This window comes from Kitasatospora sp. NPDC088134, assembly GCF_044741705.1.
Classification (GTDB): Bacteria; Actinomycetota; Actinomycetes; order Streptomycetales; family Streptomycetaceae; genus Kitasatospora.
In genome coordinates, this window is sequence record NZ_JBIUTD010000001.1 from 793852 (window position 1) to 810457 (window position 16606).

9 protein-coding genes are annotated in these 16606 nt (G+C 73.6%); 7 read left to right on the plus strand and 2 right to left on the minus strand.

The window, feature by feature from the left end:
• Nucleotides 1-5: 5 nt before the first annotated feature.
• The 3 genes from ACIOHG_RS03130 to ACIOHG_RS03140 all read left to right on the plus strand — a co-directional run bounded on the left by ACIOHG_RS03130 (nucleotide 6) and on the right by ACIOHG_RS03140 (nucleotide 9920).
• Complete coding sequence (locus tag ACIOHG_RS03130) at nucleotides 6-7364, plus strand: amino acid adenylation domain-containing protein (RefSeq protein ID WP_400944651.1); 7359 nt, start codon at nucleotides 6-8, stop codon at nucleotides 7362-7364.
• A complete protein-coding gene (locus tag ACIOHG_RS03135; RefSeq protein WP_400944653.1) occupies nucleotides 7358-8584 on the plus strand; it encodes a cytochrome P450 in 1227 nt (408 codons plus the stop codon). The genes ACIOHG_RS03130 and ACIOHG_RS03135 overlap by 7 nt, the downstream gene beginning before the upstream one ends.
• A gap of 73 nt (nucleotides 8585-8657) precedes the next feature.
• Nucleotides 8658-9920 carry an MFS transporter gene (locus ACIOHG_RS03140; protein ID WP_400944655.1) on the plus strand — a complete coding sequence of 421 codons (1263 nt, stop codon included), beginning with the start codon at nucleotides 8658-8660 and terminating at the stop codon, nucleotides 9918-9920.
• Between the two features lie 165 nt (nucleotides 9921-10085).
• Here the strand turns inward: ACIOHG_RS03140 and ACIOHG_RS03145 are convergent, their stop codons facing one another.
• Both ACIOHG_RS03145 and ACIOHG_RS03150 read right to left on the minus strand, forming a co-directional pair.
• Entirely contained in the window at nucleotides 10086-11384 is a 1299-nt protein-coding gene (locus ACIOHG_RS03145) for a M20/M25/M40 family metallo-hydrolase (RefSeq protein WP_400944657.1), read from the minus strand.
• Between the two features lie 130 nt (nucleotides 11385-11514).
• Nucleotides 11515-12522 carry an Lrp/AsnC family transcriptional regulator gene (locus tag ACIOHG_RS03150; protein WP_400944659.1) on the minus strand — a complete coding sequence of 336 codons (1008 nt, stop codon included), beginning with the start codon at nucleotides 12520-12522 and terminating at the stop codon, nucleotides 11515-11517.
• Nucleotides 12523-12781: 259 nt separating this feature from the next.
• On the opposite strand from ACIOHG_RS03150, the gene ACIOHG_RS03155 reads away from it, so the two are divergent.
• From ACIOHG_RS03155 to ACIOHG_RS03170, 4 genes are all read left to right on the plus strand, one after another.
• The gene (locus ACIOHG_RS03155; protein ID WP_400944661.1) at nucleotides 12782-13999 is read left to right on the plus strand and encodes an MFS transporter; all 1218 of its coding nucleotides are present in this window, start codon (nucleotides 12782-12784) and stop codon (nucleotides 13997-13999) included.
• A gap of 49 nt (nucleotides 14000-14048) precedes the next feature.
• Complete coding sequence (locus tag ACIOHG_RS03160) at nucleotides 14049-14366, plus strand: chorismate mutase (RefSeq protein ID WP_400944663.1); 318 nt, start codon at nucleotides 14049-14051, stop codon at nucleotides 14364-14366.
• Nucleotides 14366-15031: a LysE family translocator gene (locus ACIOHG_RS03165; RefSeq protein WP_400944665.1), complete on the plus strand. Its 666-nt coding sequence runs from the start codon at nucleotides 14366-14368 to the stop codon at nucleotides 15029-15031. Before ACIOHG_RS03160 ends, ACIOHG_RS03165 begins: the two co-directional genes overlap by 1 nt.
• 189 nt (nucleotides 15032-15220) lie before the next feature.
• Complete coding sequence (locus ACIOHG_RS03170; RefSeq protein WP_400944667.1) at nucleotides 15221-16603, plus strand: lysine N(6)-hydroxylase/L-ornithine N(5)-oxygenase family protein; 1383 nt, start codon at nucleotides 15221-15223, stop codon at nucleotides 16601-16603.
• The last annotated feature ends 3 nt before the right edge of the window (nucleotides 16604-16606 follow it).

Here is a 16606-nt window from a genome sequence, read left to right on the forward strand (position 1 = left end):
CTGACATGTCAATCACCACGGAAACCGCCGAGCCCCCGCTCCGCCGGGCCCTCACGCCCGCCGCGCGCGCCCTGCTGAACCAGCGCCTGCGCGGTGTGCAGGCCGCCGGCCAGGTCGCTCCGGAGATCCCGCGCCTCGCCCCGGGCGCCACCGCGGTGCCGCTGTCCAGCGCGCAGCAGCGCCTCAACTTCCTGGACCAGTTGCAGCCCGGCAGCACCGAGTACCTGATGCCCGCCGTCTGGCGACTGTCCGGGGAGCTCGACCGCTCCGCGCTGGAGCTCGCCCTCGGCGACCTGGTCCAGCGGCACCCGCAGCTGCGGACCCGCTTCCCGAGCCGCGGCGGCGTGGCCTTCCAGGAGGAGCTGCCGGCCGGCGGGTTCACGCCGGAGTGGGTGGACCTGTCCGGTGTCGCGCCGGAGGCCCGGGAGCGGGCCGCGACCGCGGCCACCGGAGCCGCCGCGAACCGGCCCTTCGATCTGGCGGCGGAGGCCCCGTTCCGGGCCACCCTGGTGCGGATCGGGGCGGTGGACCACGTCCTGGTCCTGGCGATGCATCACATCGTCTCCGACGCCTGGTCCCTGGGCATCATCTGCCGCGACCTGGAGGCCCTGTACGGCGCCCGCACCGGGGGCCGGCCCGCCGCGCTGCCGGAGCTGCCGATCACCTACCGCGACTACGCGGCGTGGGAGTCCGCCGCGGGCGGCCGGGCTCGAGCGGAGCGCCACCTGGACTACTGGCGGACCCGGCTGGCCGGCCTCGCTCCGCTGGAGCTGCCCACCGACCGGCCGCGCCCGGTGGAACGCTCCCACGAGGGGGCGGTCTTCAAGCTGACCCTCCCCTCCCGGCTGCGGCAGTCGCTGCGGCAGCTCAACGAGCGCAGCAGCTCGACGATGTTCATGACGCTGCTGGCCGCCTACCAGATCGCCCTCGGCTTCCACACCGGGCAGGAGGACATCGCCGTGGGCACGATCGTGGCCAACCGCGACCGTCCGCAGACCGAGTCGCTGGTCGGGTTCTTCGTCAACACCCTGGTCATGCGGGGGGACCTGTCCGGGAACCCGACGCTCGCCGACTACCTGGGCCGGGTACGGGACGCGGCCCTGGGCGCGATGGACCACCAGGACGTCCCCTTCGAGCGCCTGGTCGAGGTGCTCGGCCCGGACCGCGACCTGGGCCGCAACCCGCTGTTCCAGGTGCTCTTCGCCTACGAGTACGCCGACGGGGGTGGCTTCACGCTGGGCGGCGCACGCGGCGAGAGCGTGTCCGTCGGCGCGGACATCGCGAAGTTCGACCTGTCACTGCACGCCACCGAGCAGCCGGACGGGCTGACGCTCTCGTTCGTCTACCGGCGCGACCTCTTCGACCCCGGGACGGTCGCGACCCTGGCCGACCACGTGCACCGGGTGCTCGACGCGATCGTCACCCGCCCGGCGACCGCGATCGCCGACCTGGAGCCGCTGGCCGAGGAGGAGCGCGCGGCGCTGCTGGCTCGGGCGGGCAACCCCGACCCCGTGACGCCCCCGACGGTGCCGCTGCTGCTGGACGCCTTCCACCACCAGGTCCGCCACCGCCCCGACCAGGTCGCGGTGGTGTGCGCGGACAGGCACCTCACGTATGCGCAACTCGACGATCGGGCCGAGCGGTTGGCGCGAGTGCTGCGCCGCCGCGGGGTGCGCCCCGAGTCCCGGGTCGGCGTCTGCGCGGGCCGCAACGAATGGCTCGCGGTCGCGGTGCTGGGGATCTGGAAGGCCGGCGGGGCCTACCTGCCCATGGACGGCTCCCACCCGGGCGAGCGCCTCCGGTTCATGGTCGACGACGCCGGCGCCACCCTGCTGCTCACCGACAGCGCCACCCGCGACAAGGTCGCGGGCCTGGGCGCCGAGGTGCTGGTGCTGGACGCGCCCGGCGCGCTCGACGGCGCCGCCTCCCCCGACCGGGACACCACGCCGGGCACCGCGCTTCGGCCCGGCAACGCCGCCTACATCATCTACACCTCCGGCTCCACCGGCCGCCCGAAGGGCGTCGTGGTCACCCACCACAACGCCGCCCGCCTGTTCGCAGCCTGCGAGGCGTCGTTCGACTTCGGCCCGGACGACGTCTGGTCGCTGCTGCACTCCTTCGCCTTCGACTTCTCGGTCTGGGAGCTGTGGGGGGCGCTGGCCAAGGGCGGGCGCGTGGTGATCGCCTCCAAGGACGTGGTCCGGGATCCGGAGGCCGTCTTCGACCTGCTGGCCACCGAGCGCGTCACCGTCCTGAGCCAGACCCCCGCCGCCTTCCAGGGCCTACGGGCGCAGGCCGCGCAGTCCGGGCGCTCGTTCGCGGAACTCGCCCTGCGGACCGTCGTCTTCGGCGGCGACGCGCTGAGCGCGCGGGACTTCGGCGACTGGTTCGCCGATCCCTCGCCGCACCGGCCGCAGCTGGTGAACATGTACGGGATCACCGAGACCACCGTGCACGTCACCCATCGGGTCCTGACCCGCGAGGACGCCGAGGGCGACACCCTGTCGCCGATCGGGGTGCCGCTGACGGACCTGCGCGGATACGTGCTCGACCAGCACCAGCGGCTGGTACCGATCGGTGTCCCGGGCGAGCTGTACGTCGCCGGGGCGGGTCTGGCCCGGGGCTATCTCGGACGCCCGTCGCTGACCGCCGAGCGCTTCGTGCCCGACCCCTACGGGCCGCCCGGTGGCCGGCTGTACCGGACCGGCGACCGGGTCCGGCGGCTGCCCGACGGGCAGTTGGAGTTCCTGGGCCGGGTGGACGCCCAGGTCAAGATCCGCGGCTTCCGGATCGAACTGGGCGAGATCGAGGCCGCGCTGCGCGGCTTCCCCGGCGTGGTCGACGCCGCCCTCGTGGTCCGCGAGGAGCCGGGCGGCGTGCGACGGCTGGTCGGGCACATCGCCACCGGCGCCGCCACCCCGGTCGACAGCCGCCCGGTCGGCGGCTCCCCGGTCGACACCCGCGAGCTGCGCGCCCACCTCGCCCGCAGCCTGCCCGACTACATGGTCCCGGCCCTGATCACCGAGCACCGGACCCTGCCGCTGACCGTGAACGGCAAGGTCGACCGCAAGGCCCTGGCGCTGCTCCAGGCCCGCGAGGCCGACCTCAGCGCGCAGTACACCGCGCCGCGCACCCCCACCGAGGAGTTGCTGACCGGTATCTGGGGCAAGGTCCTCGGGCTCGACCGGGTCGGCGCGGACGACAACTTCTTCCGGCTGGGCGGCGACTCCATCCTGGCCCTGCGGGTGATCGGGCTGGCCCGCGAGGCCGGGCTGGCACTGAGCATCCCGGACATCTTCCGGGCCCAGGTCCTGGCGGACCTGGCGGAGGTGGCGGACCACTCGACGGCATCCGTCGAGGCGGCACCGGTGGCGCCCCTGTCCATGATCGACAGCGCCGAGGCGGCCTCCCTGCCCCCGGACGTCGAGGACGCCTATCCGCTGACGATGCTTCAGGCGGGCATGCTGCACGAGTTGATGAGCGATCCGGAGCGCGGCGCCTACCACAATGTGACCAGCTTCAAGCTGCGCGACAGCGCCGGCTTCGACCTCGCCGCGTTCCAGGAGGCCGTGGACGTGCTGGTCGAGCGCCACGACATCCTGCGCACCTCCTTCGACCTGCTGCGCGACACCGAGCCGCTGCAACTGGTGCACCGGCGGGCCGCCCTGCCGGTGGGCTTCGCCGACCTGCGCGGCCTGTCCGCGGCCGAGCAGCGCGAGGCGGCCGCCGCCCACGTGCGCGAACAGGCCGCGCTGCCCTTCGACCTGTCCGCCGCCCCGCTGGTACGGCTGTTCGTGCACCGGCTCGACGAGGAGCAGTTCCGGCTGACCATCACCGACTGCCACGTGGTGCTCGACGGCTGGAGCCTGACCTCGTTCATCGCGGACCTGATGGAGCTGCACCACCGCCGGGCGGCCGGCCCGGAGCCCACCGTCGCGGCCGGACCCGCGGTGCGCTTCGCGGACTACGTGGCGCTGGAGCGCGAGGCACTGGCCTCCACCGCGTCCCGCGACTTCTGGCACGAGGCGCTGGTCGGCCTGGAACCGGTCCACTTCGCCCCGGCCCCCGGGCCGGCCCCGGTCGGCGACCGGCCGCCGCACGAGGCCGAGCGCTCCTACCGGGAACTGGCCGAGCCCCTGGCCGAGGTCGCCGCCCTGGCCGGGGTCCCGGTGCGGACGGTCTTCCTCGCGGCCTTCCACCGGCTGATGGGCCTCTTCGCCGGCGACGACCCCTACAGCATCGGCATGGTCACCAACGGCCGCCCCGAGCACGCCGACGCGGACCTGATGCGCGGCCTGTTCCTCAACACGGTGCCGATCGGGTTCCACTCCACCGCCCGCAGCTGGGTCGAGTACCTGCGCGAGACCTTCGCCGCCGAGCGCGCCCTGATGCCCCACCGGCGGTTCCCGCTCGCCGAGATGCAGCGCTCGCTGGGCGGAGTGGCGGTCGAGGCCGTCTTCAACTTCGTCAACTTCCACCGGCTCGAGAAGGACGTGTGGGAGGACACCTTGGAGGTCGCCCGCACCAACTTCCCGCTCAGCCTGAACGCCAACCCGGGCGGCATGACCCTGGACGCCGACCCCCGCTACCTGGACGCCACCGCCTGCGAACAGCTCGCGGACACCTACCGGAGCCTGCTGCGGGCGATGGCCGCCGAGCCCCACGGCCCGGTCACCCGGCCCGCCCTCACCGGCGCCGCACGCGACCTGGTGCTGCACCGCTGGAACGCCGCCACCACGCAGGACCGGCAGCAGGACCCGTACCAGGAGGAGGACGACCGGCGGCTGTTCCACGAACTGGTCCAGCAGCACGCCGAGCAGCACCCGCAGGCCCCCGCCCTGGTCCACGGCCGGGACGTCACCGGCTACGGCGAGCTCGACCGCGCCGGCGACCGGATCGCCCGGCGGCTGCGCGCGCTGGGAGTCGACACCGAGACCGTGGTCGGCATCTGCCTGGAACGGGGCCCGGACCTCGCGCGGGCGGTCCTGGGGGTGCTCAAGTCCGGTGCCGCCTACCTGTGCCTGGACCCCGAATACCCCGGGGAGCGGCTCGCCTTCATGGTCGGGGACTCGGCCATGACGGTGCTGCTGACCCAGCCCGAGCTGGCCCACGCCGCCCCTCCGGTCCGGCACACGCTCATGATCGGCGCACTCACCGCGGACCCGGACCCGGAGTCCGAGCACCTCCCGGCCGGCTGCCCCAAGTCCGGTGTGGGACCGGACAGCACCGCCTATGTGATCTACACCTCCGGCTCCACCGGCACGCCCAAGGGGGTGGCGGTCACCCATCGCGGGATGCTGAACCTGGTCCGGGCGCAGCAGGACGTCCTGGCTCCGTCCCCGGACGACCGCGTGCTGCAGTTCGCGTCCAGCAGCTTCGACGCCTCGGTGTTCGAGATGACCTGGGCGCTGGCCAACGGCGCGCAACTGTGCACCGCCGCACGCCAGGACCTGGCGCCCGGCGCCGACCTCACCCGTACCCTGCGCACCCAGCGGATCACCGCGGCGGTCCTGCCCCCGACCGCGCTGAGCGTCATGGACCCGCAGGGACTGCCGGACCTGCGCACCCTGATGGTCGCCGGCGAGGCCTGCCCCGCCGAGATCGTCGACGCCTGGGCGCCCGGGCGGCGCTTCCTCAACGGCTACGGCCTGACCGAGACCTCCGTGTGGGTGACCGCGGCCCGGTGTCTGCCGGGCGGCGGCCGGCCCTCCATCGGCACCCCCATCCGCAACACCGAGGCCTATGTCCTCAACGAGGACCTGGAACCCGTACCGGTCGGCGCCCCCGGCGAGCTCTGCATCGGCGGCCTCAGTCTGGCCCGCGGCTACCTGGGCCGCCCCGGGATCACCGCGCAGCGCTTCGTCCCCGACCCCTTCAGCGGCCGCAGCGGCGCCCGGCTGTTCCGCACCGGCGACATCGTCCGCCACTCGGCCGACGGCTCGCTCGACTACGTCGGACGCCAGGACAGCCAGGTCAAGCTCCGGGGATTCCGGATCGAGCTCGGCGAGGTCGAGGACGCCCTGCTGACCCACCCCGGCGTCCGGTCGGCCGTGGCGATGGTGCGCGCCGACGGGGGCGGCGACCCCCGGCTGGTCGCCTACGTGGTGCCGCAGGAGGCGGGCAGCGCCCCGCAGGCCGAGGAACTGCGCCAGGCGCTCCGGCGTCGGCTGCCGGCCCACATGGTGCCGACCGCCTACGTGGTCATCGACGCGGTACCGCTCACCGCCAACCGCAAGGTCAACCGCCGGGCACTGCCGCCCGTGCAGAGCGTCCGCACCGGATCGGCGGCCGACTACGTCGCCCCGCGCACCCCCGCCGAACAGGCGCTGGCACAGGTGTGGGCCGAGGTGCTGGGCGTGGAGCGGGTCGGCATCCAGGACGACTTCTTCGCGCTGGGCGGCAGTTCCCTCTCGACGGTCCGGGTGGTGGCCAAGGCGCGCGCCCAGGGTCTGGCCCTGACCGTCCGTGACCTGGTCGAATCGCCGACCATCGCCGGCATCGGCGGACGTCGGCCCGCCGCGGACCCGGTGGCGGGCCCCCGCTCCCGGGTGGTGCTGCGGCCGGGGGCGGGGCAGCCGCTGAACTGCGTCCACCCCACCGGAGGCAGCGTCACCTGGTACCTCCCGCTCGCCCGGGCCCTGGGCGGCGCCCGTCCGGTGCACGGCTACCAGGCGCTGGGTCTGGCCGGCGGCACCGACCCGCTCACGATCCGTGAGATCGCCGGCAACTACGTCCGCGAACTGACGGCCGACCGGGACAGTGGACCGCACGCGATCCTCGGCTGGTCGATGGGCGCCAACATCGCCCTGGAGATGGCCACCCAGCTGCTCGACGCCGGTGCCGAGGTGGCGCCGCTGGTGCTGGTGGAGCCCTACCTGCCCACCCCGGACACCCACCGCCGGCTCGTCGGCTTCGCCGAGCAGCAGCGCCACGCCCTGGTCCTTCGCGACGAGCTGCGCGCCGCACCCGCCGGATCCGAGGCCCGCACCGCGGCGGACGCCCGGCTGCGGACCGTCCTGCGCGACGCGGGCATGGTCGACGAGGAGGTCGACCTGGCCCAGGACGCTCCGATCGAGGTGTGGCACTCGCTGCTGCAGGCCCTGGCCGGCTACCGGGCGCGCCCCTACCCCGGACAGATCCACCTGGTCATCGGCCAGGACACCGCCGACCGGCCCCAGGACACCTCGATGCCCGACATCGGTGTCCCCTACCGCGATTACCTGTCGGCCTGGCAGGGCCTGGCGGTGGGTGGACTCCAGGTGCACCACCTCCCCGGGGGGCACCGCACCATGCTCACCGATCCCGGCGTCGGCAACATCGCCGCGCTGCTCGACACGCTCACCTCCGGAGGACGTCCGTGCTGACCGCCACCCGCTTCACCGAGCGCTACCTGCTGGACCCCCAGGTCAACGCCGACCCGTACCCCTACCTCAACGCGCTGCGCGAGCACCGGCCCGTCCACTGGAGCAGCATCCACCGGGCCTGGCTGGTCACCGGCTACGCGCAGATGGCCGAGGCGCTGGGCCACCCGTCGCTGTCCGCCGACCGGGTGCGACCGCTGATGGAGGCCATCCCGGACAGCGTCCTGGACGACGAGGCCCGGCGCGCGGTCGGTCTGCTGTCGCACTGGATGGTCTTCAACGACCCGCCGCAGCACCGCAGGCTGCGCGGGGTGTTCCAGGACCAGTTCTCCGCCCGCGCCATCAACCGCTACGCGGGGCTGATCGAGAAGGCCACCGCCTCGCTGCTGGCCCGCCGCGCCGCGCCCGGCAGCAGCGGGGACGCCGTCGCCGATGTGGCCAAGACCCTGCCCAGCCTGGTCTTCGCCCGCTGGCTCGGTGTTCCGCACACGCACGCTCCTTCGTTCTGGTACTGGAACGCCCGCGTGGGCGACCTGGTGCTGGGCGCCGCCCAGGAGGAACGGGAGTACCGCACCTCGCTGCAGTCACTGGTCAAGCTCTACGACTACCTGGCCGACCTGGTGCGCCTGCGCCGTGAGCAGCCCCAGGACGACCTGATCAGCGCGGTGCTGGCCGGGGGCGCCATCGGCGACACGGTCAGCGAGGAGGAGTTCATCGGCATGCTGAGCCACCTGGCCTTCGCCGGCGGGGAGACCACCAGCAACCTCATCGCCAACGGACTGCGCGCCCTGCTGATGCACCCGCAACAGCTGGCAGCGGCCCGGGAGAACCCCAAGCTCCTGTCCGGAGCCGTCGAGGAGGCCCTGCGCTTCGACGGCCCCTCCAAGATGTCGGTGCGCATCGCCGCCGAGGACCTGCAGCTCGACGGCCAGGACATCCGCGCCGGTGACCGGATCTTCCTGGTGACCGCCGCGGCCAACCGCGACCCGCGGCAGTTCGACGACCCGGACACCTTCGACGTCCACCGCGGCCGCACCTCGCACCTCGGCTTCGGATACGGCATCCACTTCTGCATCGGCGCGCCGCTGGCCCGACTGGTGGCAGGAAGTGCGCTCGGGGTACTGGTACGGGAGCACCCGAACCTGCGGCTTCTCCCCTCCCGCCACGAGTGGCAGCTCTCGCTGCTCAACCGCAGTCTCAAGGACCTCCCCGTCAGCTACTGACGTCCTCCGCACTGCTCCTCCGCACTCCGCTCCCGCACTCCGCCCCCGACGAAGACGAAGGCGACGAACCAGCGTGACTGAGACCATCAACCCGCCCGGCCCCCCGGCCGAACAACCCTCCCTGCGCGCGCCCCTGCGCACTCCCTCCTTCCGCAACCTGTGGGCCGCCCAGTCCTTCTCGCTCCTGGGAGACGGGTTCAGCACCGTCGCCTTCGCCTGGATCACCCTCACGCTCACCCGGTCCAGCCTGGCTCTCGGCGTGGTCCTCGCCTGCCAAGCCGTGCCGCGCGCCCTGCTCACCCTGCTCGGCGGGGCGCTCAGCGACAGGATGTCGGCCCGTCACCTGATGATGTTCTCCAGCCTCCTGCGCTGCGCGCTGATGGCGGGGGTGGCGGCAGCCGGATTCACGCACCTGCTCAACCTGTGGATGCTGTTCGCGGCAGCGGCGCTCTTCGGCGCGGTCGACGCGTTCTTCCAGCCCGCACGCAGCTCCGTCCTGCCCTCGGTCGTCGAGCCCGAGCAGTTGGAGCCGGCGAACGCCCTTCTCAGCGTGGGCAGTCGGGTCGCCTCGGTGCTCGGCCCCGCCATCGGCGGCATCGTGGTGGCCGCCACCGACCCCAGCGCCGCCTTCGCCGTCGACAGTTGCTGCTTCGCCCTGGTCGCCCTGTTCGTCGGCCGGGCCACCCGCCGCGTCGCCGCCCCGGCAGCCAGGACCGGAGCCGACACGGCCGAGGAATCCCTCGGCGGCCGGATCCGGGCCGGCCTGGTCTACGTCTTCTCGGACCCGCGGATCCGCGCCATGGTCGCCATCGACACCGCCGTGACCTTCTGCTACGCGGGCCCGTTCACCGTGGGCTTCGCCAGCCTGGCCAAGTTCCGGCTCCACGGCGGAGCGAGCTCCCTCGGCCTGCTCGACGGCGCACTGGCCGCAGGAGCCATCGTCGGCGCCCTCCTGGGCGGCGCCACCCGCCGCCACCTGCGCGTGGGCCTGCTCATCTCCGCTCTCACCGGCTGGTTGGGCGCCGGGATGCTCGCCCTGGGGGTGCTCGGCAATCTGGCCGAAGCCGTCGGTGTGGTGCTGCTCATGGGTCTGGGGATCGGCTTCCAGGGTGTGTTCGGAGTGAGCTGGATCCAGCGCAACATCCGCGGTGAGATCCTCGGTCGCGTCATATCCGTCGACATGGTCGCGGGCTACATCGCCGCCCCCGTCTCCCTGGTGCTGTGCGGCGCACTGGCCAAGTCCCACCTGGGGGCCATGTTCGCCGCCACGGCCGCCGTCCTGATCGTCACCGGAGCCGCCACCCTCTGCTCCAAGCCCGTCGTCACGATGACCTGAGCCCCTGCCACGACGGCCGAGCGCAAGGCCGCCGCCGCAGCCTGACTTTTCGTCGGACCCCACCCGCCACCGGGCGGGCGCCAACAAGGGCGCCCGCCCGTTCGCATTCCTGTCAGGGGACGCCGGACCGGCCCGCCGGACTGACTTCACGGACGCGGCCCCGGGTCAGTAGTCGGTGAGGAAGCGCTGCAACACGCGGGTGCCGAAGGTCAGCGAGTCCACGGCGACGCGTTCGTCGGTGCCGTGGAACATCGAGACGAAGTCGCCGCCGGGCGGGAGCCGGAGGGGGACGAAACCGTAACAGCGGATGCCGAGGCGGGAGAAGTGGCGGGCGTCGGTCGCGGAGGACATGCAGAACGGGACCAGGTTGGCGGTGGGGTCCTCGGCCAGCAGCGCGGCGGAGATCACCGCGGCGAGGTCCTCGTCGAGGGCGTTCTCGTGGCCGCCGCCGCGCGGGACGACGCTCGACGCGACCTCCGGCGGAACGAGGCGCCGCAGCTCGGCCAGGAACTCGTCCTCGTGGCCGGGGACGCTGCGGCAGTCGATGCGGGCCCGGGCGTAGGCCGGCACGACGTTGGGGGCACCGCCCGCGCTGAGGGCGACCGGGGTGGCGGTGTGGCGCAGTGTCGCCCCGATGATCCTGCCGATCTCCCCGATGGCGGCGAGCACCCGCTCCGGTTCGCTCCTCGCGTCGTCGAGGCCGAACGCCTCGCCGAGTCTGTCGAGGAACTCCTCCGTCGTGGGCGTCAGCCGGAGCGGGAACGGGTGGTCCGCGATGGCGGCGACGGTGCGGGAGAGGATCTGGACGGCGTTGCGCTCGTTGAGCATGGAGCCGTGCCCGGCCAGCCCGTTCGCCGTCAGTTCGAGGGTGAAGGCGCCCTTCTGGGCCGTCTCCAGCAGGTAGAAGGACCCGGTGGGGGTCGGCACGCTGAAACCGCCGACCTCGCCGATCGCCGTCCGGCAGTCGGCGAAGAGGTCGGGGTGGCGCTCGGTCAGCCAGGCGGCGCCGTGCGTGCCGCCGTCCTCCTCGTCCGCGACGAACGCCAGGACCACGTCGCGGCGCGGGGCGAGACCGGAGGCGCGCATCGTGGTGACCACGTCGAGGATCATCGCGAGCATGTCCTTCATGTCGACGGCGCCGCGCCCCCACACGTAGCCGTCGCACACCTCGCCGGAGAAGGGGTGCACCGTCCAGCCGGAGGGGTCGGCGGGCACCACGTCCAGGTGGCCGTGCACGAGCAGCGGGGCGAGGCCGGGCTCCCGGCCGGGCACCCGGGCCACCACGTTGGTGCGGCCCGGGACGCCCTCCAGCATCAGCGGTTCCAGCCCCGCGGCGGCGAGCCGTTCGGCCACGTACTCGGCGGCCCCGCGCTCGGGTCGGCGTCCGACCGTGGTGTCCAGGCGTATCAGGTCGGAGCAGTACTGCACGACGTTCGAGGCGGGGAGGGATCGCTCGGTGGTCATGTTCGTTCTCCTTCGGGTGGTGGGTCACGCACTGACGGCACGGCGGTGGGACTCGGCGCGGCGGCGAGGCTCGGGACGAGGACGGGGACGGGGACGGGGACGGGGGCGGGGCTCGGGACGGGGCGGGTCCTCAGGCGTCCGGGGGCGCCGCGGCCCCGTCGCGGGCCGGGGGCACGGCGAAGCCGCCGCGTTTGAAGGCTTCCAGCAGCACCGTCACGTCGATCTCGCCGACCCCGTCGAGGTTGCCGACGACGCCGGTCAGGAAGTCCTGGAGGTGGTAGGGGTCGCGGACCGCGACGTGGGCGCAGATCTGGTACTCGCCGGTGATCGAGACGAGCGTCATCACCTCGGGCCGCTCCGACAGCGCGCGTCCGACGGCGTCCAGGTGCCGGTAGCTGACGTTCAGCCAGAGCAGTGCCTCGGTGGTCAGTCCGAACAGCGCCGGGGCGGCGTCCGCGCGGACCCGGACGACGTTCTGTTCGAGGAGCCCGGCGAGCCGGCGGGAGGCGGTGGCCTGGCTGACGCCGAGTTCGGCGGCCAGCCGGGTGGTGGACATCCGGCCGTCCTGGGCGAGGAGTTCGACCATCCGCAGTTCGTCGGGGTGCAGGCGCAGCTCTCCGTGCCGCGAGCCGAAGGGGGCCAGTGAGGGCTGCCGGAGGGCCTCCGTCTCGGCCGGGGTGAGCGCACCGCCGCTCCACTGGTGGCTGCCGGTGTAGAAGCGCAGGACCGGGTAGGACGAGGAGCTGCGGACCTGGGCCGGCAACCCGTCGATGAGCAGGGCGCGCAGCGTGTCCTCGCTCTTGGGGACGAGTTCGACGAAGTGGTCGAAGGAGCCGAGCAGGGCCAGCACCGTGCGGGTCTCGGCGAGCCGGGAGAACGTTTCGGCGATCTCCCGGGCCCACCCGGTCTCGACGCGCAGTCGGAGCAGCACGGGGGCGTGCTGGCCGATCAGCTGGGTGTCGAGCAGTCCGATCACGCGGACCAGCCCCGCTTCGAGCAGCCGCTGGCCGCGGCGGGCGGTGGTGCGCTCGGGGAGTCGGAGGATCTGGGCGATCTGGTCCCAGGGGGCGCGCCCGTGGACCTGGAGGGCGCAGGCGATGCGCCGGTCCATCTCGGTACAGCTGTCGATAATAGTCATCTATGCCTCCTTTGCGTCTGAAGCATTCACTAAAAGCTATCCACTTGACTGATTGATGCGCCAGTGTCAGAGTGACTCGCGTAGCGCACACGGCTGGGGGAGGGAAGCTGTGAAACACGCGGCGCACGTGGGGGCGGGAGCGACCGCCGCTCCGGGAACCGGCAGGGAGAAGTCTCCCTCCGAGGGGAACGGTCCTGCCGCGACCGGCGGCGGCCCGGCGGCCCCCGCTCCCGGCAGGCGGAACCTGATCGCCGCGACCGTGGGCAACGCCCTGGAGTGGTACGACTGGAACGTCTACGCGCTGATGGCCCCGTTCTTCGCGACGCGGTTCTTCGTCTCGGGGAGCGCCGGAACGGCACTGCTCTCCTCACTGGCGGTGTTCGCGGTGGGGTTCGTGGCCCGTCCGGTCGGCGGCCTCCTGATGGGGGCGCTGAGCGACCGGCGCGGTCGGCGCGCGGCCATGCTGCTGTCGATCGGCCTGATGGCAGCGGGGAGCCTCCTGATCGGCCTCACGCCCGGCCACGGGCGGATCGGCGTCCTCGCCCCCATCCTGCTGGTGACGGCCCGGCTGGTCCAGGGTCTGTCCGCGGGCGGCGAGTTCGCGGCGGCGGCGGCCTACCTGGTGGAGTCCGCCCCGGCGGGGCGCAAGGGGCTCTACTCCAGCTTCCTCTACATCGGCAACCTGACCGGCACCCTGCTCGCCTCCGGACTCGGCGCGCTGCTCGCCCTCGTCCTGGAGCGGGACGCGATGGCGTCCTGGGGGTGGCGCGTCCCGTTCCTGGTGGGCGGGGCCGCGGCCCTGGTGCTGGCCGTGCTGCGGCGCGGCATGGACGAGACCCTGGGCCGGGAGGCGCGGCGCGCAGCGGCGGGGGTCGGCGTCCTGGCGCCCCTGCGGCAGCACGCCGGCGCGGTCCTCACCCTGTGCGGCATCACCGCGGGCGCCACGGTGGTCTACTACACCTGGATCGTCGGACTGCCCGCCCACGCAGCGGCGCGGGCGGGCGTCAGCCGGGGCCGCGCCCTGCTCGCCACCACGCTCGCCCAGCTCGTCCTGCTGGTCGCGCTGCCGGCCGTCGGCGCGCTCGCGGACCGGATCGGCGCCCGCCGACTGGTGGCGGCCTTCTCGGGCGGGTTCGCGGTCCTCTGCGTGCCGCTCTACGCCCTCGCCGGGGTCTCCTTCGGCGGCCTGCTCGGCGCCGAGGTCCTCGGACTGCTCCTGTTCGCCGGGTACGGGGCCACGGCCGCGCTGGTCATGGCGGAGCTCTTCCCGAGCGGTGTGCGGGGCACCGGCATCGGGCTGCCCTACGCGGCGACCGTCGCCGCGTTCGGCGGCACCGCCCCCTACGTCAGCGTGTGGGCCTCCGAACACGCCCGGGGCCCGGTCTTCCCCTGTTACATCGCCCTGCTGTGCGCGGTCACGTTCCTGTTCGCCCGCTTCCGCCTGCCCCCGGACCGGCCCGCACCGGCCTCGGCCTGACGCCCGGCGGCCCCGCCCCTCCTCCCCCGTACCCGCATCGGAGACACCCATGGCCTTGGACCCGAGTACCGCGGCGCAGGACGACATCGCGACCCTGCGCTCCCGCATCGACACCATCGACACCGAGATCGGCCGGCTCGTGGTCGAGCGCCGCGGGCACTCCCACCGCATCCAGCGGATCCGTCTCGACGGCGGGGGAACGCGCACCCAGCTGGAGCGGGAGAACGAGGTGCTCGCCCGCTACACCGAACGCCTCGGCTCCGCCGGTACGTCCCTGGCCCACCTGTTGCTCACCATCTGCCGGGGCGCCCTGCCGAGCGCCGGCCGGGGCACGGTCGCCGCCGCCACCGGGGAGCGCCGCGCGTGATGATCGGTCTGGGAGTGATGGCGTCCTACGCCGGAGTCGCCCTGCTCGGCGCCATGTCACCCGGCCCCGACTTCGCGCTCGTCAGCCGTTTCGCCGCGCTGCGCGGCCGGTCGGCGGGCCTGGGGGCGGCCGTGGGCGTCGCGGCGGGCATGGCGGTCAACACCCTCGCCGCCGTGGTGGGTGTCGGCGCCGCGCTCGCCGCCTCGCCGACGGTGTTCCGGGCGATCACCCTCGCCGGCGCCGCCTACCTGTGCTACCTCGGCGTCCGGTCCCTGCTGGCGGCCCGCGCGCCGGACGGCGGCGCCCTGCCCGCCGCTGACGCCGGGTCGGAGGCGGGAACGGGGACGGCGGCGGGGTCCGGGGGGAGCGACGTGCGGTGGACCGCCTTCCGCCAGGGCCTCATCACCAACGTGCTGAACCCGAAGTCGATCGTGTTCCTGGTCGCGCTGCTCCCGCAGTTCCTGACCGACCGTTCGACCTGGGCGGACAAGTCGCTCCTCGGCGTGATCACCGTCCTGATGGTGCTCGTCTGGTTCGTCGCGGTCTCCCTCGCGGTCGGCGCCTTCCAGGCCGTCTTCCGCCGCCCCTCCGCACGACGCGCCCTCAACGCCGCGACCGGCCTGGTGCTCGTCGCCCTCGCCCTCGTCCTGGTCCTGAACTCCTGAACCCCCGGACTCCTGAGCCCCTGAGCCCCTGGACTCCTGAACCCCTGATCTCCTGAACCGCGAGCCTCCGAGCTCCCCGGCACGGAACAGCACCGGCTCCCGCCCCGTGGCGCTGCGCCCCACCGCAGCGAGCCGGCCCACCGCCGTGCCCGTACCCCACCAGCGCACCACCCGACCCGGAGGGGACGCGTGTCCGCACACCCCCTGTACGACGTCGTAGCCGTGGGCTGCGGCCCTTCCAACCTCAGCCTCGCCGCCCTCGCCACCGAGATCCCCGGCCTCAGCCTGGCCGTACTGGAACGCGACCCCGAGATGCGTTGGCACCCCGGCCTGATGCTTCCCGGCGCCAAGCTCCAGGTGTCGCCGTGGAAGGACCTGGTCAGCCTCTCCTCCCCGACGAACCCGTACTCCTTCCTGAACTACCTGGTCTTCACCGGGCGCGTGCACCGCTTCCTGGTCAGCTCGCGCGGCGGCGTCCACCGCAAGGAGTTCGAGCAGTACTACGCCTGGGCCGCCGAGCGGGTCGGCTCGGTCCACTTCGGGCAGGACGTCCGGGCCGTCGAGCGGGTGCCCGAGGGGTTCCTCGTGCACACTGCCGACACCACCTGGCGGTCCCGCAACCTGGTGCTCGGGGCGGGCCGGCGACCGCACGTGCCCGCAGCGGCGCGGCCGTTCCTCGGCCCCGACGTCGTCCACGCGCACCACTACCTCCGGGCCCCGCGCGGCACGGGAGGGGCCCGGACGCTGGTGGTCGGCGGCGGCCAGAGCTCCGCCGAGATCGTGCACCACCTGCTCTCCGCGCCCGGGGCGCTGCCCTCCCGGCTGGTCTGGGCCACCGGCCGGATCGGCCTGCCGCCGCTGGACGACTCGGCGTTCGGCAACGACTGGTTCACCCCCGCCGGGGTGCACCGCTTCCACCGCGCCGGCCCCAAGGTCAGGGCCCGGCTGCTGGAAGCGCTGCGCTACACCAGCGACGGGGTCAGCGAGGGCCTGCTCACCGACATCTACCACCGCCTGTACGAGCTGGACTACCTGGAGGACACCGCCTTCGGCCACAGCGTCCTGCCGGGGTACCGGCTGGCCCAGCTCGGGCGGCGGGAGACCGGCTACGAGGCCCTGCTCTCCGGGATCGAGCCGGGCGACGAGCTCGCCGCGGCGGCGGACACCGTGATCCTCGCCACCGGTTACTCGGACGGGGCCCCGGAGTTCCTCGCACCGCTCCTGGACGAGTTGCCGCGCCACGACGACGGCACCTTCCGCACCCGGGCCGACTTCCGCCTCGACACGGCGTGCCGGCCGGCCGGGCCCGGCGCGCTGGTCGGCACGGGCGGCGTCTGGGTGCAGAACGCCGCCCGGCACAGCCACGGCGTCGCGGACCCCAACCTCAGCCTGGCGACCTGGCGCAGCGCGACCATCCTCAACTCCCTGCTCGGCCGCACGGCGTTCAAGACCGAGGGCTTCGACACCGCCTTCTCCTTCGCACCGGACGGTGCCCTCGACGGGCCGCCGCCCGCCACCCGCCGCACCGTCCCCACATCGTCCACCGCCCAGGCAGGAACGTTTCTTCAATGATTC